This is a genomic window from Haloferax prahovense DSM 18310, from assembly GCF_000336815.1.
Classification (GTDB): domain Archaea; phylum Halobacteriota; class Halobacteria; order Halobacteriales; family Haloferacaceae; genus Haloferax; species Haloferax prahovense.
This window is the reverse complement of sequence record NZ_AOLG01000013.1, coordinates 114,761-138,460: the sequence shown is the minus strand read 5'-3', so window position 1 is coordinate 138,460 and position 23,700 is coordinate 114,761. Positions and strand designations below refer to the sequence as shown.

25 protein-coding genes are annotated in these 23,700 nt (G+C 68.4%); 15 read left to right on the top strand and 10 right to left on the bottom strand.

The features are described 5' to 3' along the window. Together C457_RS07920 and C457_RS07915 are read left to right on the top strand one after the other, a co-directional pair. On the top strand, positions 1-1,481 hold a 1,481-nt coding region (locus C457_RS07920), incomplete at its 5' end, for a DNA topoisomerase VI subunit B (protein ID WP_008093472.1). Next, on the top strand, positions 1,481-2,581 hold the full coding sequence (locus C457_RS07915; protein ID WP_004976866.1) for a DNA topoisomerase IV subunit A: 1,101 nt from the start codon (positions 1,481-1,483) through the stop codon (positions 2,579-2,581). The genes C457_RS07920 and C457_RS07915, both read left to right, overlap by 1 nt. A 287-nt stretch (positions 2,582-2,868) precedes the next feature. Here C457_RS07915 and C457_RS07910 read toward each other — a convergent pair whose 3' ends face one another. The 4 genes from C457_RS07910 to ligA form a co-directional block, all read right to left on the bottom strand. Then, a complete protein-coding gene (locus C457_RS07910) occupies positions 2,869-3,702 on the bottom strand; it encodes an alpha/beta fold hydrolase (protein WP_008093471.1) in 834 nt (277 codons plus the stop codon). A 57-nt stretch (positions 3,703-3,759) separates the two neighbouring features. After that, on the bottom strand, positions 3,760-4,467 hold the full coding sequence (locus C457_RS07905; protein ID WP_008093470.1) for an MBL fold metallo-hydrolase: 708 nt from the start codon (positions 4,465-4,467) through the stop codon (positions 3,760-3,762). A 94-nt stretch (positions 4,468-4,561) separates the two neighbouring features. Then, on the bottom strand, positions 4,562-4,912 hold the full coding sequence (locus C457_RS07900; protein ID WP_008093469.1) for a hypothetical protein: 351 nt from the start codon (positions 4,910-4,912) through the stop codon (positions 4,562-4,564). 79 nt (positions 4,913-4,991) lie between these two features. Next, a complete protein-coding gene (gene ligA, locus C457_RS07895) occupies positions 4,992-6,749 on the bottom strand; it encodes an ATP-dependent DNA ligase LigA (protein WP_008093468.1) in 1,758 nt (585 codons plus the stop codon). 118 nt (positions 6,750-6,867) lie between these two features. Between ligA and C457_RS07890 the strand changes: the two genes are divergently transcribed. Both C457_RS07890 and C457_RS07885 read left to right on the top strand, forming a co-directional pair. Then, positions 6,868-8,397, top strand: a complete 1,530-nt coding sequence (locus C457_RS07890; protein ID WP_049913442.1) for a hypothetical protein — start codon at positions 6,868-6,870, stop codon at positions 8,395-8,397. A gap of 110 nt (positions 8,398-8,507) precedes the next feature. Then, positions 8,508-8,885: a hypothetical protein gene (locus C457_RS07885; RefSeq protein WP_008093466.1), complete on the top strand. Its 378-nt coding sequence runs from the start codon at positions 8,508-8,510 to the stop codon at positions 8,883-8,885. A gap of 71 nt (positions 8,886-8,956) precedes the next feature. On the opposite strand, the gene psmB is transcribed toward C457_RS07885, so the two are convergent. Both psmB and C457_RS20600 read right to left on the bottom strand, forming a co-directional pair. Continuing rightward, positions 8,957-9,688 (bottom strand): proteasome endopeptidase complex subunit beta, encoded by a 732-nt coding sequence (gene psmB / locus C457_RS07880; RefSeq protein WP_008093465.1) that lies wholly within the window; start codon positions 9,686-9,688, stop codon positions 8,957-8,959. A gap of 149 nt (positions 9,689-9,837) precedes the next feature. Next, positions 9,838-10,011: a hypothetical protein gene (locus C457_RS20600; protein ID WP_004041439.1), complete on the bottom strand. Its 174-nt coding sequence runs from the start codon at positions 10,009-10,011 to the stop codon at positions 9,838-9,840. 340 nt (positions 10,012-10,351) lie between these two features. Between C457_RS20600 and C457_RS07875 the strand changes: the two genes are divergently transcribed. Together C457_RS07875 and C457_RS07870 are read left to right on the top strand one after the other, a co-directional pair. Then, entirely contained in the window at positions 10,352-10,711 is a 360-nt protein-coding gene (locus tag C457_RS07875; RefSeq protein WP_004970698.1) for a DUF555 domain-containing protein, read from the top strand. A 165-nt stretch (positions 10,712-10,876) separates the two neighbouring features. Continuing rightward, on the top strand, positions 10,877-11,416 hold the full coding sequence (locus tag C457_RS07870) for a CBS domain-containing protein (RefSeq protein WP_004976886.1): 540 nt from the start codon (positions 10,877-10,879) through the stop codon (positions 11,414-11,416). A gap of 81 nt (positions 11,417-11,497) precedes the next feature. Here C457_RS07870 and C457_RS07865 read toward each other — a convergent pair whose 3' ends face one another. Together C457_RS07865 and purM are read right to left on the bottom strand one after the other, a co-directional pair. After that, positions 11,498-12,802, bottom strand: coding sequence for a cytochrome P450 (locus C457_RS07865; RefSeq protein ID WP_081909209.1), 1,305 nt, complete (start codon positions 12,800-12,802; stop codon positions 11,498-11,500). Between the two features lie 72 nt (positions 12,803-12,874). Continuing rightward, on the bottom strand, positions 12,875-13,849 hold the full coding sequence (gene purM, locus C457_RS07860) for a phosphoribosylformylglycinamidine cyclo-ligase (protein WP_008093458.1): 975 nt from the start codon (positions 13,847-13,849) through the stop codon (positions 12,875-12,877). Between the two features lie 413 nt (positions 13,850-14,262). Here purM and C457_RS07855 point away from each other — a divergent pair, with 413 nt between their 5' ends. Next, positions 14,263-14,499 carry a hypothetical protein gene (locus C457_RS07855; RefSeq protein WP_008093457.1) on the top strand — a complete coding sequence of 79 codons (237 nt, stop codon included), beginning with the start codon at positions 14,263-14,265 and terminating at the stop codon, positions 14,497-14,499. A gap of 458 nt (positions 14,500-14,957) precedes the next feature. Here the strand turns inward: C457_RS07855 and C457_RS07850 are convergent, their stop codons facing one another. Further along, positions 14,958-15,581, bottom strand: a complete 624-nt coding sequence (locus C457_RS07850) for a hypothetical protein (RefSeq protein WP_008093455.1) — start codon at positions 15,579-15,581, stop codon at positions 14,958-14,960. Beyond that, a complete protein-coding gene (locus C457_RS07845) occupies positions 15,578-17,257 on the bottom strand; it encodes a TraB/GumN family protein (protein ID WP_008093452.1) in 1,680 nt (559 codons plus the stop codon). Before C457_RS07845 ends, C457_RS07850 begins: the two co-directional genes overlap by 4 nt. A gap of 53 nt (positions 17,258-17,310) precedes the next feature. Here C457_RS07845 and C457_RS07840 point away from each other — a divergent pair, with 53 nt between their 5' ends. The 8 genes from C457_RS07840 to C457_RS07805 all read left to right on the top strand — a co-directional run bounded on the left by C457_RS07840 (position 17,311) and on the right by C457_RS07805 (position 23,552). Then, positions 17,311-18,639 carry a glycerate kinase type-2 family protein gene (locus C457_RS07840; RefSeq protein ID WP_008093450.1) on the top strand — a complete coding sequence of 443 codons (1,329 nt, stop codon included), beginning with the start codon at positions 17,311-17,313 and terminating at the stop codon, positions 18,637-18,639. Between the two features lie 63 nt (positions 18,640-18,702). Beyond that, positions 18,703-19,323, top strand: coding sequence for an ArsR/SmtB family transcription factor (locus tag C457_RS07835; RefSeq protein WP_008093448.1), 621 nt, complete (start codon positions 18,703-18,705; stop codon positions 19,321-19,323). Positions 19,324-19,404: 81 nt separating this feature from the next. Further along, on the top strand, positions 19,405-19,848 hold the full coding sequence (locus C457_RS07830) for a bifunctional nuclease family protein (protein ID WP_008093446.1): 444 nt from the start codon (positions 19,405-19,407) through the stop codon (positions 19,846-19,848). Between the two features lie 60 nt (positions 19,849-19,908). Beyond that, positions 19,909-20,394, top strand: a complete 486-nt coding sequence (locus C457_RS07825) for an acyl-CoA thioesterase (RefSeq protein WP_004976908.1) — start codon at positions 19,909-19,911, stop codon at positions 20,392-20,394. A gap of 48 nt (positions 20,395-20,442) precedes the next feature. After that, entirely contained in the window at positions 20,443-20,895 is a 453-nt protein-coding gene (locus tag C457_RS07820; RefSeq protein ID WP_008093444.1) for a hypothetical protein, read from the top strand. A 188-nt stretch (positions 20,896-21,083) separates the two neighbouring features. Continuing rightward, entirely contained in the window at positions 21,084-22,487 is a 1,404-nt protein-coding gene (locus C457_RS07815) for a DUF4397 domain-containing protein (RefSeq protein ID WP_008093443.1), read from the top strand. 130 nt (positions 22,488-22,617) lie between these two features. Then, a complete protein-coding gene (locus C457_RS07810) occupies positions 22,618-22,923 on the top strand; it encodes a hypothetical protein (RefSeq protein ID WP_008093441.1) in 306 nt (101 codons plus the stop codon). 26 nt (positions 22,924-22,949) lie between these two features. Continuing rightward, on the top strand, positions 22,950-23,552 hold the full coding sequence (locus C457_RS07805; protein ID WP_008093440.1) for a hypothetical protein: 603 nt from the start codon (positions 22,950-22,952) through the stop codon (positions 23,550-23,552). The last annotated feature ends 148 nt before the right edge of the window (positions 23,553-23,700 follow it).

Below are 23,700 nucleotides of genomic sequence, written 5' to 3'. Positions count from 1 at the left end.
GAGATGTGTATAAGAGACAGGTCGTCGAGGACGCCGTCGCCAACAAGGGCAAGGAGGCGACCGCGACGTTCGCGGACGAACTGGTCGATATCGTCGTCGGCAAGGACCGCATCGCCCACGGCGAACTCGTCACCATCGTCGAAAACGTCGCCGAGACGGTCGGTGAGGAGACCGACACCTCGTTCGGCGAGACGGTCCGGGAGAACGTCGTCGAGGCGCTGTGGCCCGTCCTCACCGACGACCGCGAGGGCGACGTGTACGCCATCGTCGACGACGTGACGACCACGCAGAAAGACGACGCCGGCAAGGTGTCGATGGCGCGCTCCATCGCCACGCAGTTCGCCGAGACGACCGGCCCGGCCGACCGCGCCACCCGCGACGACGTGGCCGAGTTCGTCGCGTGGGCCGCCGAGCGAACCAAAGAACGCGAGGACGAGACCTACGGCGAGACGGCACAGGAGAACGTCGCCGACGCCATCTGGTCGCGGATGCGCACCGTTTCCGACGAGGTGCCGAAGGTCCGCGAGGTCGCCGACGACCGCGACGTGGCCCGCGACCTGCTCGACGCGATGCGCCAGACGGACATCCTCGCGCCGCCGACCGACTGTCTCTCTCCCATCTCCGCGGACCTCGTGGAAGCCGGCCTGAAAAAGGAGTTCGACGCCGACTTCTACGCCGCGGCGACCCGCGACGCCGAGGTCCACGGCGGCGACCCGTTCATCGTCGAGGCCGGCATCGCCTATGGCGGCGAACTGAAGTCCGAGGGGAAAATCGACCTGCTCCGCTTCGCCAACCGCGTCCCGCTCGTCTACCAGCAGGGCGCGTGTACCATCACCCACGTCGTCAAAGACATCGGCTGGCGGAACTACGGCCTCGACCAACCGGGCGGCAGCGGCATGCCGAACGGTCCCGCCGTCCTCATGGTCCACGTCGCCTCCACGAACGTCCCGTTCACGAGTGAGTCGAAGGACGCGCTCGCGGACGTGCCGGCGATTCAAGACGAGGTCGAACTCGCCATCCGCGAGGCGGCCCGCGAACTCAAGTCCTACCTCTCGAAGCGGCGGTCGCTCCAGAAGCGCCGCAAGAAACAGGACGTGCTCGGTCGCATCCTCCCGCAGATGGCGACGAAGCTCTCGGAGGTCACCGGGCGACCCGAGCCCAACATCGACGGCGCGCTCGGCCGCATCATGAACAACCTGACCGTCGAGCGAGCCGTCGAAGACGGCGAGGTGACGCTCACGGTGAAGAACTACTCCAACACGAACGAGTCGCCAGACATCACGGACATCGTCTCGGCGGAGCCGGCCGGCCTCGACGGCGAGGCGACGGTCGTCGACCTTGACGGGGAGTGGTTCGTCAAGTGGAACCCCGAGGTGTCGTCCGGTGAGACGGCGACGCTCACGTACTCGGTCGCACAGGACGCGTCGTTCGACATCAACGTCGACGGCGTCGAGACGGAGAAACTCACGGTGAACGTATAATGGCACCTGAACCGAACACATCCGAGGAACGCGCCCGCGAGCGTCTCATCGACCTCGCGGCGGAGTTCTACGACCAGTTCGACGCGGGGGAGATTCCGCACATGACGCTCCCGACGCGGACGAAAAGCAACATCGAGTACGACGAGAACTCGAACGTCTGGGTGTACGGCGACCGGACCTCAACGCGCTCTGCGAACAGCGTCCGGGGGGCGCGAAAGCTCCTGAAGGCCGCCTACACCATCGAGTTCCTCGCGCGGCAGTTAGAGGAGGACCGCTCGTCCACCCTGCGTGAGCTGTACTACATCTCCGAGTCGTGGGACGCCGAAGAGGCGCACTTCTCCGACCAGGACGAGTCGAACCAGCTCATCGAGGACCTCGAAATCGTCTCCGAGGTCACCCGCGAGGACTTCCACATGCGGCCCGAGGAGTCGGGGGCGACCCTTATGGGCCCGCTCGAACTCCGCGAGCAGACCCGCCGCGGCGAGCGCGACATCCACTGCCAACTCGACGTGGGCGAGGGCGGCTACCAGATTCCGAACAACCCCGACACCATCGAGTTCCTCGACCACGACATCGATTTCGTCCTCTGCGTGGAGACCGGTGGGATGCGCGACCGCCTCGTCGAAAACGGCTTCGACGACGAGTACAACGTGCTCATCGTCCACCTGAAGGGCCAGCCCGCGCGGGCGACCCGGCGTATCACGAAGCGCCTGCACAACGAACTCGACCTACCGGTCGTGGTCTTCACCGACGGCGACCCGTGGTCCTACCGCATCTTCGGCTCCGTCGCTTACGGCTCCATCAAGTCCGCGCACCTCTCGGAACACCTCGCGACGCCGGAAGCGAGGTTCGTCGGCATCCAGCCGCAGGATATCGTGGACTACGATCTCCCGACCGACCCGCTCGCGGACTCCGACATCAACGCGCTCCAGTCCGAACTGGAGGACCCGCGGTTCATGAGCGACTACTGGACCGAACAGATCGAGCTGCAACTCGACATCGGCAAGAAGGCCGAACAGCAGGCGCTCGCCTCCCGCGGTCTCGACTTCGTGACCGACGAGTACCTGCCGACGCGGCTCGACGAGATGGGGGTCATCTAACCCCGGTCACCCCGACCGCCGCTTTTCTAGCGCTCCGTCCCGGACCGGTTGAACAGCGCCACGATAGTGTAGCCGCCGTAGAAGCCGAGGGTGTCGGGTTCCTCCCACGGCTGAAGCCGAGGGCTTCCTCCTTACACCTCTGTGACGACGAAACAGACGAGGAGTCGGCAGCCGCTGAAAAGCGGGCTCGACCGGAGGGCGTCGCGCATGGCGGTTCGACGGCCGCCCGGCGTATGAGCTTGGTGCCGCGGGGAGGGTTCGAGGCCCTCGTCGCTCGCGGTACGCGATTACGGATACAGCCCGTCGCCGCGGAACCCGTCGAAGTAGCGCCTGACGACACCGTTCAGCGTTCGCGGCTCGCTGGTCGCGAGGTTGTGACCCGCTCCGGAGAACAGCGCGAGCGTCGCGTCCGCGATGCCGTCTTTGAGTTCTCGAATCCGCGGTTCGGGAACGAGTCGGTCGGCCTTCCCGGCGGCGACGAGCGTCGGCGCGTCGATGTCGCCGAGTATCTCCCGGGAGTCGTGTTCGAGACAGGCCGTACAGGAGACGACGGCGTCGGCGGGGACGGCGGGCCGAAAGTCGACGACTCGACCGGCCGCCTCGATGAGCGGCGGGGCGACGGTCGCTTCGAGGCCCGTCGCCGCCTCCCGCTCCGCGTCGGCGGCGACCTCGGCCCAGCGACCTTTACCCGCCAGCGAGCGCCAGCGCGTTACGACGTTCTCGCCGTGGCCGCCGAGTCGCGTCCCGGCGGAGACGACGGCCAGCGAGTCCACGTAGTCGCCGTAGTCGGCGGCGAGGTACTGGGCGGCGAGTCCGCCCATCGAGACGCCGATAACGTCGGCCGGCCACAGGTCCTGTTCGTCGATGACGCCGGCGTAGCCCGCGGCCATGTCTCGCGTGGTCGACCCGACCGGGAGGTGTCGCGGCCGGCCGACGACCCACACGTCGCGGTCGTCGAACTCGCGGAACAGGCCGGCGAGCGCCGCCGCAGTCGCGCGGTTCGGGTCGGTGCGCTGGAAGGCGTCCGAGAGGCCGGGAAGCACCACGAGCGGGTCGGCGTCGGCGTCGCCGAAGCGGTAGTAGGGCCGCCGGCCGCCGAGCATGCCGTAGTCGAGGTCCATACGCGAACGGACGGCCCGGCGCGGCAAAATCGTTCTGTCCGTTTCGTCGTCGCGGTCTCAGACCTGGTCGGGGTCGTCGAGAACGACTGGAATGCCGCGGTTCGCCACGTCGACGACGAAGGCGTCCGGGTCGGTTTCGAGAAGCGGAATCGTGTCGTAGTGAATCGGGAGCACGAGGTCGGGGTCGAGCGTCTCCGCGAGGTCGGCGGCCTCGTGGCGGTCCATCACGACCGAACCGCCGATGTTGGCGAGAAACAGCGAGACCTCGAGGTGTTTGTGGCCTTCGAGCACGTCGGAGTCGCCGGGCCAGAAGACGGTCCGGTCGGCAATCGAGATGTGGTAGCCGCAACCGAAGCCCTGCGGGTGGACCACGTCGCCGTCGCGGAGATGCGGCCCGTCGGGGTCGTTGAACGCCGGGAGCGACCACACGTCGACTTCACCGACGGTGAGGTGGTCCGCCTCGCCGACGCGGACCGTCTCGTAGGGGAGTTCCTCGACCGGTACCACGTCGCGGTCGATGGTCGCGGCGTCGACGCCCTCGAAGGCGACGACGGTCGCGTCGGCGTCGGCGACCTGCTCGATGGCGTCGGAGTCGTAGTGGTGGTTGTGTGTGACCAAAATCAGGTCGCCGTCGCGGGCGTAGTAGTCGTCGAGGACGCCGTAGCGGCCGGGGTCGAAGTAGACGACGAAGCCGTCGGGCGACTCGATTCTGACGGTCGCGTAGCCGAGCCAGGACACGTCGAGGCCGTCGTGTTTGATGGTCATACGCGACACCTCGAACCGAGGGGTAAAAAACGCGACTCTCGGGGCGAGGCGGCCGGTGTGGGCGGGCGACGAGTGGCGGATGCGCGGCCCCGACTCAGACGAGCGTGTCGCGCAGGACGCCGAACACGACGAGGCTCCACAGGAACAACCCGGCCCCGTAGAACAGGAGGGTGAGGCGAAGCGAGGTGTCCGTCTCGACGGGCGACCACAGCCCCGCGTTCGAGACGACCCTGTTCGTCCCTCCCTTCTCGCCCGCGTGTTCGACGTTACTTGGACCCATCTGACCCGCGGCCCCGCCGCCGAGTACGACGAGGAGTACGCCGGCTCCTATCAATCCGAGCATGTACAGTCCCGAGTGCGTGGCGAAATACACCCCGCCGACCGTGAGAAGACCGAGGAGCCCCGTATAGAGGAGAACCGGCTTCAGGAGGGCGTCAAGGTTCACGTGTAGTCACCGTGACAACACGTCGAATCACCGATAGTATATCCCTTTGGGCGCGACCCGCGACGGACGCGTGCCTCGCTTACTGCGACTCGGCCAGTCGCTCGACGCGCTCCAGCGAGTCGGCCGTCTCGGCGGTCTTGTCCTCGCGGACGGTGACAAACCGCGGGAACCGGAGCGCGTAGCCCGAGGAGTACGTCGGCGACGCCTGAATCTCCTCGTAGCCGACCTCGAAGACGACCGACGGGCGGATGTCGACCTCCTTGCCGGACTCCCGTTCGATTTCGGGTTCGAGGAGGTCGGTCAACTCGGCCAACTCCTCGTCCGTGATACCCGTGGCGACCTTGCCGATGGTCTCGAAGGCGTCGTCGCCGGACTCGGCTTCGACGCGGGCCGAAAGCAGGAACGTCCCGAGGAACTCCGCGCGTCGGCCCTCGCCCCACTCCGCGCCGGTGACGACGAGGTCCAGCGTCTCCACGTCGGGCTTGCGTTTCAGCCAGTTCTTCCCGCGGTCGCCCGGCGAGTACGGCGCGTCGGGGTTCTTCAGCATGATTCCCTCGTGGCCGGCGTCGAGGGCGTCGGCCTCGGAGGCGGCGATTTCGTCGGCGTCGTCGGTCAGGAGGAGGTCGGAGACGGCCGCCGAGTCGTCGCCGAGGACCGCGGCCAGTCGGTCGTGTCGGTCGGACAGCGGGTCGGTCAGGAGGTCGTCGCCGCCGGCGTGCAGGCAGTCGAACGCCCGGAGTTCGACCCGGACCTCCTCGCGCATCCGGCCCACGTCGTGCTTGCGGCGGAAGCGCCGGAGAATCTCCTGAAACGGGAGGGGTTCGCCGTCATCGTCCATCGCCACGACCTCGCCGTCGAGGATGGCGGGCTCGTCGACCGCGTCCGCGACGAACTCGACTACCTCGGGGAGCGCGCCGGTCACGTCCTCCATGTTGCGCGAAAACAGCGAGACCTCGCCGTCGGCGTCGCGATGGACCTGCACGCGCGCACCGTCGAACTTGGTTTCGACCGCGGCGGCGTCCCACTCGTCGAGCGCGTCGGCGGCGGTGCCGGCCTGCGCCAGCATCGCCTGTACGGGGCGCCCGACCTCGAGGCGGACGCCGTCGAGGCCGGCCTCGCCCTCGTCGCGGGCGAGTTCGGCGACCATGCCGTAGTCGTTCGACACCTGCAGGGCGCGGGCGACGGCGGCGACGGCCTCGTTCCGGCGGTCGCGGGCGACGGCTTCGGTCTCCGCGTCGGCGTCGTCGTCGCGGATGGCGGCGGCGTCCGCGGGGTCGACCAAGAACGCCTCCGCGACGGCGTCGCGGACGGCCCCCTCGCCGACGCCGATGCGCATCTCCGAGAGGACGAGCCGTGCGAGGATGCGCGCCTCGTCGGGGTCGGTCCGATTGAACAGGCCGTAGAGCGTCTTGAGCTTCGTCTCCTCGCTCCCCGAACCGGAGGCGGCCGCGAGCGCCCGGAGTTCCGAATCGACTTCGGCGACCGTCAGCCCCGCTCGGCCGCCCGAACCGAAGGCGGCGAGGCCGCGCTGGCCGCCGAAGTCGTAGCTCGCGGCGACCGCGCCGATTTCGCCGCGGTCGGCGAGGCGGTCTTCCACGTCGTCGGCCGAGACGTTCGGGCCGGCCGCGCGGGCGATGGCCTCGTGGCAGAGCCGCGGACCGATGTCGAGCGTGGTCGAGTCCCACGCCGGAAAGACGCGACCTTGGACGAACCGGGCGACCGTCGGAAGGTCGTCGCCGGCGTCCGAAAAGAGGTCGGAGAGGAGCGAGACGACCGCGAGGTCCGCTGGCTCGGCTTCTATCTCGGCGGCGCGGGCGGCGAACTCGGCGAACTGCATCGTCCGTGGGTATCGCCGCGCGGGGCAAAAGCGTCTCGACAGTCGTCGGGGATGTGATTCGCTGCCGAACGACCGCGGTGCCGGGAAGTTGAAGGCGTTCGACGCCGGAACGCCGGGTATGAGCGACGACCTCGCAGAGCGCGTCGAAGACGTGCTCGCGGTCGACGCGGCCGAGTTCGAAGCGCAAGCGAAAGCCGACGCCGAGGTACTCAAGCGCGAACTGCGCGAGGGGACCTTCGACAACCACCAGTCCATCGTCGGCTTGGAGTACGAGTTCTACGCCGTCTCCGACGGTCGCTGGTCCGCGAGCGAAGACGACGTGCACGCGCTCATGCGGGTCCCGCGCCGGCTGCTCGGCCTCATGGGCTTCGAGAAGGAACTCGGGCTCCACAACGCCGAGATGACCACGAGCCCCCAGCCGCTGAATCCACACGGGCTCCGCGCGCAGGAGTCCGAGGTCCGCGCCCGACTCGACGCCGCGCTCGACTGCGCTGCCGCCGAGGGGATGCGCCTCGTCTCCGACGGGATGTGGAGCATCCCGCCGGCCGGCGAGAGCGCCCGCGAGTACCTGACAGACTCCGTCACCGACGGTGGCGTCCGCCTCGCGACGAACATGAGCAACTCCGTGCGGTACCACGCGATGGCCAACGGGCCGACCGCCCCGGAGTCGTTCACGCTCGACGCGCCGCACGTCTCGCTCGAAGCGGACACCGTGATGCCCGAGGCGCTCATCACGTCCATCCAGCCGCACTATCAGGTCCCGCACGCGGCCGACCTGCCGTACCACTTCAACTACGCGCTGCGGGTCGCCGGGCCGCTTCTCGCGCTCGGCGTCAACTCGCCGTTTTTCCCAGCCGACCTCTACGACGATGGCGTGACGGCCGACGAGATTCTCGCCGACGGCTGGGACGAAAACCGCATCGCGGTGTTCGAGTCGGTGCTCAACTCCGGCGACCACGAGAAGGTCGCCTTCCCCGGCGACCTCGACACCGTCGAAGACGCCGTCGACCGCGTCGTCGAGGACTCCACGATGGTTCCCATGTCGGTCGAACGCGGCGACCGCTTCGACGACGACTTCGCCACGCTCCGCCGGAAACACGGCACCTACTGGCGGTGGGTCCGCCCGGTGTTCGACGGCGCGTCCCGCTCGTCGGCCAACGCCCGCATCGAGTTCCGCCCCATCGCGGGCCAGCCCACCGTCCGCGACTCCGTGGCGTTCCAGGCCGCCTTCGCGGGACTCATGGAGCGACTCCCCCGACTGGACCACCCCGTCATCGACCTCGACTGGGAGACCGCGGAGGAGAACTTCTACACCGCGATGCGTGAGGGACCGCACGGCGACCTGCGCTGGATAGACGTCGACGGCGACGACGTGGTCGGCGCTGACCTCTACGAGGACCTGCTCGTCCACGCCCGCGACGGGCTTCGGCTCGCGGGCTGTTCCGAGGAGGAGGCCAACTACTACCTCGAACCCCTTCGCAAGCGCGTCGAGACGGGCGTCACGCCGGCCGACTGGAAGCGCGCCCGCGTCCGCGACGCCCTCGGCGACGCCGACGACTTCGAGACGGCGCTCCGCGAGATGCAACGCGAGTACGTCGAGCGCCAGTCCGACTCGCTGCTCGAAGGCGCGTTCGCCGACTGGTTCTGAGCCGGCGGGTGCAGTCGGCTCCGCGACAGCCTCGACGACGGCGGGTCGGCCTCGGCTTCACACATTCTTGTCTGAGAAATAACTATTATCGCGCCGCTCGAACGTCGTGTATGGTCTCCCGCCGGACGAAAGCCGTCGCCGAATTCGGTCTCGCGCTTCTCACCGCGCTCTGGATGGTGTCGATGCGCCGTCTGCTCCGCTCCAGCGACGACGAGTCGTACGAGCCGACGCCGCTGTCGCCGGGTGGTATCGCCGTCGGCGGTGCGTGGGGAATCGGACAGGTGTGGGCGTACGACCGCGATAGCTGGAAGGTTCGGACGCGTCGGCGTCGTGGGCTAGTCGTCAGCCTCCTCGGTATCGCGGTTGAGCGTCGACTGCTCCCCCGAACCGAGTCGTTCCGGTACAGCCTCGGACTCGGGCGCGTTCTCGGCGTGCTCGGCTACCGGGCGTGGTACGGGCTCTTGCGACCGCTTCCGGGCGACGAGTGAGTACGATGTACGCGCGAGTCCAGCCGGTAGCGACCCGTTAAAACGAAGAGAAACCGCCGACTGCGGGCGACTTATTCGAGGCCTTCGAAGTTCTGGTGGCGCTGGATGTCGACGCCGTCCTCGGTGACGACGGCGATGTTGATGCCGTTACCCGAGGCGAGGTCGCGCTCGACCGCCGAGCGGATGGCCTTCGTGGCGACCTGCTTCGCCTCCTCGATGCTGAGGCCGTCTTTGAACTCCTGTTCGAGCACACCGAGGGCGTACTGGCTGCCGGAGCCGGTGACGGTGTACTCCTCTTCGAGGATGGAGCCGGCGGGGTCGATGCTGTAGATGTGGGGGCCGGTCTCGTCGACGCCGCCGAGGATGGGCTGGACGACGTAGAACCCGCCCGAGCGGAGGAAGTTGCCGACGAGCGTCGACAGCGCCTGCATGCTCATGTCCTCGCCGCGGCGGGCCTCGTAGAGGCGGACCTCCGCGCGGAGGGAACTGATGAGCGACTGGGCGGCCGAGACGGAGCCGGCGATGGTCAGCGCGCCCGTCGGGTGAATCTCTTCGACCTTCTGGACGTCCTTCGAGGAGACCATGTAGCCCATGCTCGCGCGCATGTCGGTCGCGAGGACGACGCCCTCTTCGGTCTTGATACCGACGGTGGTCGTTCCGGTCTTCGTCTCTTTGTCTCCGAGCGAGTCGGCGCGACGCTCGGCGTGCGGGAACTCGCCGAGCTCGGGACCGAACACGTTCGAGCGGTCGCCGTTCAGCGAGTCGAGACGGCCGGAGAACTCGTCGTGAGTCGGGGTACGCATTGTCAGCGATTGCACTTCGGCGCTGATAAATGCAACCCTTCACCTCGCCGTTGCCGGTGCCAAAGCGTCAGACGCGCGTCGGCGGCGGCCGCGCGATGCGATCGCTCGCGGGAAGTACCGTCGGGAGGAGGGAGGGCGCGGGAGTCGACTTAGCGACCCGCGGCGCGTTCGTAGGCGGTTCCGGTCGTTTCCACGAGCCGGCGAATCGGGAGGGTCACACCCATCCGGCGAGCGGCGAGCGCGACGGGGAGCAGCGCGATGCCCATCGCGACCGATAGCTGGTAGGCGGCGAACAGGACGTACTTCGTTAGGCGGGGTATCATCACCGTGTCCTCAGTCGAGGGTCGGGAGGTGCCAGTATATAAATCTTCTCTCAGCCGGCCGCACGACACCCCGGCGCTGTCTATCGATTAAAGCACACTTGTCTCTACTCCAACTAGACCGACTATTCGGCGTGAGACGCGCGTGACCCGCGGAGCGCTTTTCCATAAGTTATAGCGATAATCCCCGTGGCATGCGCGGGTCGTGCGCGCTCCGGCCGAGGGACGGGAGTGTCGTGGATTCGGACGCGTCGCGGTCGGTTCGCGGCCCGGGTGTGTGAATCCCACGCGCCCCGGCGCTCGAACCACAAGACACGAAACCCCACCGGCGCGTAACGTGTGTATGAGCAACTATCTCGTCGCGATGGAGGCGGCCTGGTTGGTCCGGGACGTAGAAGACATCGACGACGCCATCGGCGTCGCGGTCAGCGAGGCCGGCAAGCGACTCAACCAGAAGGACAAGGAGTACGTCGAGGTCGAAGTCGGCGCGACGCCCTGTCCCGCCTGTGGCGAACCGTTCGACTCCGCGTTCATCGCGGCCAACACCGCCCTCGTCGGCCTGCTCCTCGAAATCAAGATTTTCAACGCGGACGGCGAGAAGCACGCCTCCCGAATCGCCAAAAGCGAGGTCGGCGGCGCGCTCCGCGATGTCCCCCTCGACGTCATCGACATCCGCGAGTTCGACTCCGACGAAGACCAGTAATCCCGCGCCGTCGCGCCCGGCCGCGTCGGGTCGTGCCAAACCGCACCGACCGGTGTACTTGGGGCGACCGCCCGACACGAGCGAGCGATTTTCGCGGCGCCTGCGAACCCATGCCCCGATGAGCGACCGGAACACTTTTTCATAACTACGGGTTATCACTCCGGCATGGAACTCCCCACGCCGCAGGACCTCAGGGAACGGCGGAACTCCCTGGAGTTGACGCAGAGCAAACTCGCCGACATGGCCGGGGTCTCCCAGCCGCTCATCGCCCGCATCGAAGGCGGCGACGTCGACCCGCGTCTCTCGACGCTCCGGCGAATCGTCGAGGCGCTGGATGAGGCCGAGGGTCGCATCGTGCGCGCGGAAGACATCATGAACACGACCGTCCGGAGCGTCGCCCCCGACAACTCAGTCCGCGAGGCGCGCGACATCATGCTCGACGCCGGGTTCTCCCAACTGCCAGTCATCGAGAACGGCCGCCCGCTCGGCATCATCTCGAACGCCGACATCCGCCACGTCCAGGAGGACGACGTGACCGACCGCCCGGTCAACGAGGTCATGTCCGAGGGCGTCACGACCGTCGAACCCGAGACGACGCTGGACGAAATCGGCGTCTACCTCGACCACAACTCGGCCATCATCGTCGTCGAGGGCGGCGAGACGGTCGGCATCATCACCGAAGCTGACATCGCTGCCCACATCTGAGGTCGAGTCCGGCGACCGGCGAGACGCCGGAGGCGGTCCGCCGTCCGAAACGCCAAACGCCGACACTCCCACGCGACGGACTCAGCGCCGGCGGACGACGAGCGGCGTTTCGCCCTTCGGTTGGGTCGTCATCTCGGGCGCGATTTCTAACTCTCCGTCGCCGCCCCAGCCGAGGTCGAAGTCGCGGAGGACGGTCGCGAGTACGATTTTCGCCTCCGTGAGCGCGAACGCCCGCCCGAGACAGCTCCGCGGCCCGGCCCCGAAGGGGAGATAGGCGTAGGCGGGACGGTCGGTCTCTCCGTCCCAGCGCTCGGGCCGGAACGCGAGCGGGTCGTCGTACCACCGCTCGTCGCGGTGGATGCGGATGACAGAGAGGTGGATGTCCGCGCCCGCCGGAATGACTCGGTCGCCGGTCGGAAACGGCTTCGCCGTCTCCCGCGGGAGCGTGTGAACCGGCGGGTAGAGCCTGAGCGTCTCTTTGATGACGCGTTCGAGCACCGGGAGTTCCCCGGTCGCCTCGGCGGACACGGGGCCATCGCCGACGACGCGGTCGACCTCGTCGGTGGCGCGCTCGCGGACATCGGGGTGCGTCGCGAGCAGGTACAGCGCGTAGGTGAGCGCGAGCGCCGTCGTCTCGTGGCCGGCGAAAATCATGCCCACGAGCTGGTTCTCCAGTGACTCGACGGCCGCCGGGTAGTCGGCGTCGGTCCCGAGCGCGTCGGCGAGTCGGCGCGTGAGACTCTCTTCGTCGGCGGTCTCGACCAGTTTTCTGACCTCCTCGCGGAGGACTCGGTCGGCCCGGTCGAACCGACGCCTGCTCGGCGTCGGCACCCACGAGGGCAACACCCACGACGCGGGCGCGAAGCGGCCGTTGAGGCCGTCGGCGGCCGAGCGAACTCGGTCGTCGCCGTCGAGGTCGAGTTCCCGCCCGAGGATGGTGGCGAAGATGATGTCCAGGGTGACGGACTTCATCTCGGCTTCGAGCGACAGCGTCCCCGAGTCGGGCCACGTCCGCAGGCGGCGCTCGACCTGTCGGCGCATCACGGACGCGTACTCGTCGACCCGCTCCCAGCCGAAGAAGGGCTCTAGCTCGTCGCGCTGTCGCCGCCACTCGTCCCCCTCGGCGGCGATGACGGCGTCGCCGAAGGCGGCCTCGAACTCGCCGCCCTTGACGATAGTATCGCGGTCGGTCACGAACGCCCGCTCGAAGTGGTCGGGGTGAGCGAGGACGTACAGGTCGCCCATACCCACCACGTCGAGTCCGACCGCGTCCTCGACGCCGTGGTCCGCGAGGAGGTCGGCGACGAAGCCGAACGGGTCGGCCGCGAAGCCGACGGTGTGGCCCACGAGCGGGAGGCCGTTCGGTGTCGGTGGCGGTGAAGTCACACCTCCACTATGGCGAACGTCGATAAAATAGTGCTTCTAATCGAACAGTTCGATTCGACAAGCTGTCCGCGTTCAGAGGTCGAGGCCGCGAATCGAGACGCCGTCGCCCGATTCGACGCGGCCGATGATGCGGCCGTCGGTCGCCTCGACCAACGCCTCGGCGTTCGCCTCGGGGACGGCCGCGACGAAGCCGGTGCCCATGTTGAACGTCGTGTGCATCTCCTCGTCGGAGACGCCGCCGCGCTCCTGGACGAACTCGAACACCGGCTGGGGCTCGAAGGCGTCGTCGACGACGTAGCGGAACTCGCCCATGCGTTCGAGGTTGGTCCAGCCGCCGCCGGTGACGTGGGCCGCGGCGTTGGTCTCGGCGGCGCGCAGGTCGTCCAACAGGTAGGTGTAGAGCCGCGTCGGTTCGAGGAGCGCCTCGCCGACGGTGTCGTAGTCGTCGCCGTCCCACGCGTCGTCGTAGTCGCCGTCGGCCGTGGCGGCCTTGCGGGCGAGCGTGAGGCCGTTCGAGTGGATGCCGGACGACGGGAAGCCGACGAGCGCGTCGCCTTCCTCGGCCTCGCCGGGGAAGATAGCGTCCTTCTTCGCCAGTCCGGCGCAGGTGCCCGCGAGGTCGAGGCCGTTGATGACCTCGGGCATGACCGCCGTCTCGCCGCCGACGAGTTCGATGTCCGCCTCCTCGGCACCCGCGGCGAGGCCCTGTCCGACCTGCTCGGCGAACGTCTCGTCGGGCGCGTCGACCGCGAGGTAGTCCACGAACGCGACGGGCCGGACGCCGGCCGCGACGAGGTCGTTGGCGTTCATGGCGATGCAGTCGATGCCGACCGTCGAGTAGTCGCCGAGCGCCTCGGCGACGAGCAGTTTGGTGCCGACGCCGTCGGTGGCGAGTCCGAGGTAGCGGTCGCCGATGTCGAGCAGGCCGGCGTAGTCGCCCGACCCGCCGCCGACCTGCGCGACGAGCGCCGCGGTCGCGGCCTCGCTCGCCTCGATGTCGACGCCCGCATCGGCGTAGGTCATCCCTTCGGAGTCGTCGTTCGTCATGTTCGTGTACGAGATAGGCCGAAATATAAAATCACAGGGTACGAATCATACACGTTCTCGCATAGGTGAGTGTTCGCCGCCGCTCGGTCGTTGTCGTGTCGTCGTCGCCCTTCCGGTTACGCGCGTCCTGCCGGTCGCGCGCGCGCTCCGACGACCCCGCTACGAGCCTGCTACGAGCCTCCTAATCGACGGTTCTCCGAGCCGATTGTGTTGAATAATCTATAGCTTTTGCAATATTTGCGAAAAAGCTCTAGAGAGCATTATAAAATTTCTCGTCGGCTTTAACACCTTCATAAAACGTTACGAAAGAAGAATGTTCGCCCTAAGCCGGGTCTGAACAGTCGAAAAAGAAGCGAATTCACGGTAACGCTCGGCCCCTTATATGATGGTCCCCGTCGTATGCAGGAGTGACGATGTCCGGAATCCCCTCCACGAACGACTCGCTCGCCCTCGGCTTCGCATCGACCATCGGCCGCCTCGCGTACGCCCCCCTCGAAACCGTCGCGTTTTGGTCGGCAGTCGCGCTGCCCCTCGCGTACCTGCCCGTCCTCAGCGGCGGTCTCTCAACCGGCGAACTCCCCCTCTTCGCCGGGCTCATCGCCGTCCACGCCGTCGCGCTCGTTCTCGGGCGCGACCACGGCCAGCAGTAACGCGGTCCCCGACGCGTACGACCAACCCGGATTCGTCTCGGTTCCCCGCCGACGCTTTCCCCTCCCACGGCGCGCGTCTGCCCCTGCCCGACCGCGAACCGCCCGCAAACCAGCCCACCTGACACCCACTCCAACCCGAACACCAACCGCAGCTAACCCCCGCCCACCCACACCCGACACAGCCCAACCCAACCTCGCGTCCCGAACTGCACTCCACAGCCGCAACCTGCCCCGAATCCCGACCTCGGCGGCCCGACCGGTCCCCGCCGCACTCGTGCGGTCCCCTTCTCCCTCCATTCGTCCCTGTCGCGCCCCGAGTACCGTCTGTGCGTCCCGAGCCCTCCGAGTGCTCTCCGCTCTCCGTCCCGCGTCTCGACTCTAGCGTCGCTCGCGACTTCGAGACCGAGACGTGCCAGAAATAGAGCGATTGGAGTCGTCCGAAACCCCCGTCGGTCGGGTCAGAACCCGACGAACAGGAACAGACCGACCGTGAGGAGAACCGACAGGACGAGGACGCCGGCGAACGCCGGCGTGCTCCACGCCTTGACCGTCTTGCCGTCCAAGGAGCCGAACGGGAGCATGTTGAACGCCGCGAGGAAGGCGTTGATGATGAGTCCGCGAGAGCCGACGAGTTGGACCACGTCAGAGCCGACGAGGACGCCGACGACGAACACCGGCGCGAAGGCGACGAGGAGCAGCAGGTTCGTCACCGGGCCCGCGAGGGCGATGAGGCCGTGTTCTCGCTCCGTGAGCACGCCGCGGTGGTAGACCGCGCCGGGCGCGGCGAAAATGAACCCGACGAGCGCGCTCATGATGGCGACTGCGAGCATGCCGTAGTCGGCGCGGAACTCGGCGACCTGATTGAACCTGACGGCGACGACCTTGTGTGCGACCTCGTGGAGGAGAAAGCCCACGCCGGCCGTCAGCAGGCTCACGACGAGCGCGAGGCCGAACGACCCGCTCGTCAGCAGTTGGATGGTTCGGTTGCCGCCGCCGGCGAAGAAGATGGCGAAGGCGAGGCCGAGTGCGACCCACGCGACGAGCAGGTCGCGGAGTTCGCGCGAGGAAAAGGAGACGTTCACGTCAGAGACCTCCAGATGAGGTCGGCGCTGTTGCGCGCGCCCTCGAACATCAGGTTCGCCACGCCCGCGACGCCGCCGAGGTCCGAGGCGATGACGGGGATGACGTAGGTGACGAAGAGGAAGCTCGCGATGATGCTCCCGATGTTCGTCATGGCGACGACCATGATGAGCTTGAACAGCGGCACGTCGAACATCTGACCGACGAGGTCGACGATGGGCGTCTCCTCGTCGGAGAGCAGTTCGTTCAGTTTGCCGATGTCGCCGACGTTGACCGGCGTGTGTCGGAGTTCGACGTAGCCGGTGAACCAGCCGGGCGCGAGAAGCGGGTTGATGGAGGTCATCCACGCGACGAGGCCGCCGACGAGGGCGGAGGTCCACCGCGCGCCGGCGACCTTGGCGAGCGCGGCGGCGAACACGCCGTTGATGAGGAACCACGCGCCGAAGATGGTCAGAAGCCGTTCGTTGCCGACGCCGGCCATCGCGAGGAGGACGAAGAAGGCGATGAACACGGCGGTGACGCCGAAGCCGAGCAGTTTCCCCCACGGGAAGCCGTCCTTCTCCGCGACGCCGACGAGCGACTCCATCGGCGGGAGCGTCTCGGGGTGTGCGAGGTAGTTCTCGATGCCCTCGCGGTGGCCCGCGCCGACGATGGCGACGACGTGCCGACCGGACTGCCGGAGCGCGACGAGCTGGTGGGCGATGTAGGCGTCGCGCTCGTCGATGAGCGCCTCAGCGCCGCCGGGGCTGAACCGGCGGAACTCCTCCATCATGGCCGAGACCACGTCGCCGTCGGTCAGTTCGGCCATGTCGAACTCCTCGTAGTCGGCGTCGCTCTCGGCGGGCGCGAACAGGCCGAAGGCGTTCAGGACCGCGCCGGCGGTGACGCCCACGACGACGCCCGCGAGGACGCCGATGACGAGGCTCCCGACGATGGCGGTGCCGAGGCTCCCGAGGATTCCGGAGACGAGGCCGGTGCCGAGCCCGAGACCGAAGCCGACGACGATACCGATTGCCGCGCCGCCGCCGAGGCCCGCGAGAACCGCGTCGTCGCCGTCGAGAGAGAACGAGGCGACGGTGTAGAGCAGGTACGCGGACGCGGCCCCGAGGACCGCGGCGGTGGCGGTGCGCGTCAACAGGAGGTCGGTGACGCCGACCGCGCCCCCGAACAGGCCGACGAGCGGCCCGAGGAAGACGCCGACGGCGATGCCCAACACCGCCCCGACCCCGCGGGCGTCGGCGACGCCGAACAGGAGGTCGCCGGCCATGCGCATCTTTTCGAGCGTGCCCATCCGCCGCCAGAAGCGCTGGATGGTTACTTGGATGTCGCGGTCGACGAGCGCCACGTCGAGGCCCTCGTCTTCGGCGGTCTCGACCGCCGCGAGCATGTCCGCGCCGGGCTTCACGTCGAACTTGTCTCCCATCCGCGACTGAACGTACGAGAGCATCCAGTAGGCGATAAACTGGAAGACGGTGTTGCCGCGAAGCAGGTCGCGCGCTTCGATGTCGTCGGGCGTTCCGCCCTTCATCTGCCGGTAGCGACCCTCGTCGAGTTCGACCGCGACGACGTCGGGACGCTCTTCCCTGACGGTCTCTTCGACCTCTCTGACGCTGTCGGCCGAGACGTGGGCCGTGCCGACGACGCGGACGTGACCCTCGCCGGGCGACGAATCGTTCATCGCCGGGTTTACCGCCCCACGGTTTTTATCCGTGTCGGCATCTCCCACGAACTATGCAGGATTTCGACGCGCGAACCCCGACGCCCGCCCACGAGACGGCCATCGACTGCCTGCAGGCCGGCGTCGAGGCCGTCCTACCCGACCGCGTCGTCCGCGAGTCGGTGTCGCTCGACGGCGACACCCTGACCGTCGCGGACGAGACCTACGACCTGACCGCCTACGACCGAATCCTCGTCGTCGGCGGGGGCAAAGCCGGCGACGGCGTCGCAGACGCCCTCGAAGCCGTCCTCGGCGACCGCATCGACGACGGCGTCGTCGTGACGCCCGACCCGACGCCGAGCCCCGACGGGCGTATCGAGCGACTCCCCGGCGACCACCCGGTCCCCTCCGCGCGCGGCGTCGAGAGCACCCGGCGGCTCGTGGACCTCATCTCCGACCTCGACGACCGCACGCTCGTCCTCGCCGCCATCACCGGCGGTGCGAGCGCGGTTCTCCCGTCACCCGCCGAGGGCATCTCGCTCGCCGAGTTGCAGGAGACGACCGACAGCCTGCTCGAAAGCGGCGCGGAGATTCACGACCTCAACGCGGTCAGAAAGCACGTTTCGACGCTGAAGGGCGGCGGTCTCGCACGCCTCGCCGCGCCCGCGACGGTCGTCGGCCTCGTCCTCTCGGACGTGGTCGGAAACGACCTCGGCGTCATCGCCTCCGGCCCGACCGCACCCGACGAGACGACCTACGACGACGCCCTCGACGTGCTGGACCGCTTCGACCTCGACGTGCCGAAATCGGTCCGCACGCGCCTCGCTCGCGGCTCTGCCGGCGACATTCCGGAGACACCGAAGCCCGGCGACTCGGTGTTCGACCGGGTGACGAACCACGTTCTCGCGGACACGTTCACCGCGCTCGACGCCGCCCGCGAGGTGGCTGCGGACCGCGGCTACGACCCGCTCGTCCTCTCGTCTCGCGTGCGCGGCGAGGCGCGCGAGGCCGCGAAGACCCACGTCGCCGTCGCGGAGGAGTCGCTCGCGACCGGGAACCCGATTTCAGCGCCTGCCGTGGTCCTCTCGGGCGGCGAGTGCACCGTGACGGTCCGCGGCGACGGCGACGGCGGGCCGAACCTCGAATTCTGCCTCGCGGCCGCCGCCGAACTCCCCGAGGAGACCGTCCTCGCCAGCATCGACAGCGACGGGAAAGACGGCGGGACGGAGGTCGCGGGCGCGGTCGTGGACTCGTCGACCGTCGACGCCGGCGACGCCCACGACGCGCTGGCGAGAAACGACGCGCTCCCGGTGCTTCGGGAGGCCGGCGCGCTCGTCGAGTCCGGCGCGACGGGGACGAACGTCAACGACCTGCGCGTCGTCGTCGTCGGCGAGGGCGTCTGAGCGCCGACAGTTCCGCGGGCGACGGACAACAGGTTTGTATCCTCCGGCGGAGTACTCACCCCCATGGCCGGTTTGTTGCCCTCCACTCCCGACACCTCCGCCGCGGACGAATCCTCCCCGCGGGTCATCGGACTCGACGACGACGAGGCGTCGGACCTCCTCTCGGCGCTCTCGTCGGAGACGGCCCGCCGCGTGCTCGCCGCGCTCCACGAAACGCCGACGAACGCCGCGGACCTCGCAGAGCGCGTCGACACGTCGCTTCAGAACGTCCAGTACCACCTCCGAAAGCTCGACGACGCGGGCCTCGTCGAAGTGGTCGACACCGTCTACTCCGAGAAGGGCCGCGAGATGAAGGTGTACGCCCCCGCCGACAGGCCGCTGGTCGTCGTCGCCGCCGGCGAGGAGACGCGGACGGGACTGGCGTCCATGCTGACGAGCCTGCTCGGCGGCGTCGCCGTCTTGGGCCTGCTCTCGGCGTTCGTCCAGTGGGTCGCGTCGCGGGGCCTCGGCGTTCTCGGCGGGGCTGGTGGAGCGGCTGAGTCTGCCGACGCCGGGACGGTCTCGACGATGGCCGCGGAGGCCGCGCCCGCGGCGGCGCAGGGAATCCCGCCGGGGCTCGCCTTCTTCGCCGGCGGCCTCGCCATCCTGCTCGTCATCGCGGCCGTTCAGTTCGCCCGACGCTGAGCGCTCGCGGGGAGCGACGGCGACCGGGTCGGCGACTCGTTCTGGGGTAACTATTCGTACCCCGGCCAACTACAGGATAGCATGAAACACCGTGCCGTGGTCCGCGGTATCGGGGTCGGCGTCGGCGAAGACGGCTCGAACGTGCCGGCGGTGGTCCTCGAAGCGCGCGACGAGTTCCTGCCCATCGTCATCACGTCGGACCAGGCTCAGGCCATCCAGCTCGGGCTCTCCGGCGAGCAGTTCGAGCGCCCGCTGACCCACGACCTCCTGGTCGAGATGGTGACCGAGTTCGGCGGGGCCATCGACAGCATCCGCATCGACGACCTCTCGAACGGCACGTTCCTCGCCAAGGTCGACGCCGAGCGGTACCACGACGGCGAGGCGCGGACGTTCGTCTTCGACGCGCGCCCGAGCGACGCCATCGCGCTCGCCATCCGCGTGGACTGTCCGATTCTCATCTCCGACGAGGTGCTCGACGCCGCCGGGCAGTCGCCCGAGGCGTTCGACGCCGACTTCGACGAGTGAGTTGGGGCCGTCGCCGCCGCGCCCCACGATTTCAAGCCCCCTCGGCGTGACCCTGCTCGCATGAGCGAATCCACCGCGACGCTCGACGAGTCGCGCACCGAGATGACCGAACTCCTCCTGCCGAACGACACCAACAACCTCGGGCGAGCCCTCGGTGGGGCGGTCCTCCACTGGATGGACATCTGCGGGGCCATCGCAGCGATGCGCTTTTCGAACCGCCAGTGTGTCACCGCGTCGATGGACCACGTCGACTTCATCAGCCCCATCGACCTCGGCGAAGTCGCCGTGATGGAGGCGTACGTGTTCAACGTCGGCCGGACCAGCGTGGACGTGAAAGTCGACGTGCACGCCGAGAACCCGAAGACCGACGAACTCCGGAAGACGACCACCTCGTTCCTGACGTTCGTCGCGCTCGACGACGACGGGAAGCCGACGCCGGTCCCCCGACTCGTCTGCGAGACCGACGAGGAAGCGGAGCTCCGGGCCGAGGCGGTCGCCGCCCGCGCCGAGCAGCTCGAATCCGTTATCGAGCGCATGGAGAACTGAGGAAACCAGCGCCGAACTCTTTTCCCGGACGGCGACCGACTGGCGACCATGCTCGACGTTCCCGTCCCGGACCCGCCGTCGCTCCCGACCGTGGACCCGAACCAGTACGAGGACGCACAGGTGGCCGCCGACGCCGACTTCAAGCGCGCCGAGTTGGAGGCGTTCCTCGAAGCCGGCGCGTGGGCCGACGCCTTCGAGGCGTGGGCCGCGGAGACGCCCGTCACCGAGGCGCAGTGGGAAATCGTCCTCGACCTCGACCTCCTCTCCCACTTCGACTTCTTCTGGGACGACTTCGCCGACCGCGTCGGCTACCACGCGCCGGGCATCCCCGAGGACTGGAAGGAGCGCGAACTCCACCCCGACCTGACCTCGTGGGGCGAGGTGTCGTCTATCAACGCCGGTCTCACCGAACTCGGACAGGACGTGTGCGACGTGCTCAAAGACGACTACATCGACTGGGAGTCCGAGTACGAAGCGCCCGACGACCTGCCCGACTTCTGAGGCGGGTCTCCCCTCCCTTCTTAGCTTCTGTGCCCACTCCGACGCCGGTTGGAGCTCGGTTCCGAACGTTCACAAAATAACGGCGTCATATGCTGACATTCTCGCAAAAAAGACATATTTCTGGAACCATTGTGGCCGAATTTGGGAAAACGGTGATATTCCAATCGACGCTCTCATCTCTCGTCGCTATGACGAACATGAAACGCCGCGACGTACTCCGTGGATTCGGTGGCGTCGCCATCGCGGGCGGGCTCGCAGGTTGTATGGGCGGCGGCGGGACCGACGACGAGACGGAGACGACCACGACGGCGACTCCGACTCCCACCCCGACACCGACGCCGGAACCCGAGATGGCGATGCTCCGCGTCGCTCACCTCTCTCCCGACGCGCCGAACGTCGACGTGTACGTCGACGGCTCGGTAGCCCTCTCTGACGTGCCGTTCGGCGCGGTCAGCGACTACCGCTCGGTTCCCGTCGGAACCCGGACGGTGAAAGTCACCGCCGCCGGCGACGAGTCCACGGTCGCTTTCGAGGGCGACCTCGACGTCGCCGAGGCGACCTACACCGTCGCCGCGGTCGGCGAACTCACGGCGGAGACGTTCGAACCGCTCGTCCTCGAAGACGACGTGTCGCTCCCGGACGACGACACGGCCCGGGTCCGCGTGGTCCACGCCTCGCCCGATGCCCCCGCGGTCGACGTGACCGCCGGCGACACGGTGCTCTTCGACGGCGTGTCGTTCACCCAGTCCGGCAGCGTCGAGGTGCCGGCCGACACCTACGCGCTCCAGGTCAGGGGCGACACGGAGTCGAACGACGGCGACGCAGTCGCCGAGTTCGACGTCGAACTCGCCGGCGGCACCGTCTACACGGTGTTCGCGGCGGGCTACCTGACGCCCGACGACGAGCCGACCGACGAGGCGTTCCGGCCCGTCGCGGTCGTCGACGCCGGGTCCGGCGGCGGCGGGCTCGTCCAGCGCGACGTGTCCCTCCGCGCCGCGCACCTCTCGCCGGACGCGCCGAACGTCGACGTGCTCGTCGACGGCTCGGTAGCCCTCTCGGACGTGCCGTTCGGCGCGGTCAGCGACTTCCTCGCGCTGACCGCCGGGTCCCACCAGGTGACGATTCGCGCGACCGACGCGCCCGACACGGTCGTCTTCGACGAGACGCTCGACCTCGCGGCCGGTGCGTACACCGCCGCGGCGCTCGGCGAACTCGACTCGGCGGCCGAGAACGGCTTCGCCGTCTCCCTCCTCGAAGACGACCGCTCGGCCCCCGCCGACGACGCGGCCCGCGTCCGAGTGCTACACGCCTCGCCGGACGCGCCCGCGGTCGACGTGACCGTCGCGGGCTCTGGGGACGCTCTCGTCGACGGCGCGGCCTTCGGCGACGCCGCGACCGTCGAGGTCCCTGCCGGGGACTACACGCTCCAGATTCGGGGCGATACGGAGTCGAACGACGGCGACGTGGTCGCCGAGTTCGACGTCACCGTCGAGGGCGGTCGCGCGTACACCGCCATCGCGCTCGGTTACCTGACGCCCGACGACGAGCCGGCGGACGCCGCGTTCGACCTCAGCGTCGTCGCGGACAACTGACCCGGAGCGAGCCGCCCACTCGCCCTGCCGCCGCCCCCGCTCCGATACCGCCTTCGAGCGAACCACCTCCCGAACGAATGACGCCGACGCGAACCCGACGACGTGAACCGCCTCGCGCCCAGCGGCGGCCATGAGCGTCTTGGTCGACGCCGCGCGGTTCGCGCTCGGCGCGAGCGCGGTGTTCCTCGTCGTCCTGCTCGGAATCTGGGGGCGGAACTACCTGCTGTTCCGGTCGAAACACGCGCTCGGTCTCGTCGTCTTCGGCGTCTTTCTGCTCGCGCAGAGCCTCTTCGCGCTGTACTATTACCTGGTCGACCCGACGCTGTCGGTCTGGTTCGCCACCGCCGTTCCCGCCGCGGCGTGGCGGGTGCTGATGGGCGTCCACGTCCTCCAGGCGGTGGCGCTGGCGGTCCTCCTGTGGATTACGTGGGATTAAACCGATAGCCGCCGTCAGCGTCGGACATGCACCGCCGAGCCCTCCTTTCGAGCGCGGCCGCGCTCTCGTTGGCAGGCCTCTCGGGCTGTCTCGCCGACGCCCGACGGACCGCCAGCGGTCGAATCCGCGCCGACACCGGCCACTCGAAACTCCACCCAGCAGACGAGCAGTACGTGAACGGGTCGTTCCCCGACGACGCCGACTTCCGCGGGTGGCTGTTCGCCGACCCGCCGGACGACCAGACGGACGTGTTCACCGACCGCGCGATGCAGGGGGAGTACTCGAACGACCTGCTGTGGGCCGAAGGCGACTCGTTCGCCCTCCTGTTCGAGGTTCGGATGTCCCGCGAGGACGCCGCGTTCTACAACGTCGCGCAGTCCCCGTCGTGGACCGGGTGGCGCGACGCCGAACTCCCGATTCGCCGGTCGCCGCCGTCCGACCTCGAACCGTTCGACGCGGACACGCTCGTCTGCACTCACCTCTCGAAGTTCGACGTGGCGAGAGGTGCCGCGCCGACGAACGCCACGCTCCGGGTGTTCGAGCGCGACGACGAATCCGGAACCACGCACGGGTCGGACTCTGAGTCGGTCGTCGCGACCCACCGCGTCGGTCGCTGGTCGGACCGATAGCGTCGATGCCGGCGTTGATGTCGATGTCGTCGCCGGAGTAAGCGTTATGACGCTTCCGAGACTTCGTTCGGATAGCATGCGACGACACCGGAGCCTCTCTCGCTCACCCGCGGTCGGCCAGTCCCGACCGTCGGTCGTCGCTCCGTCG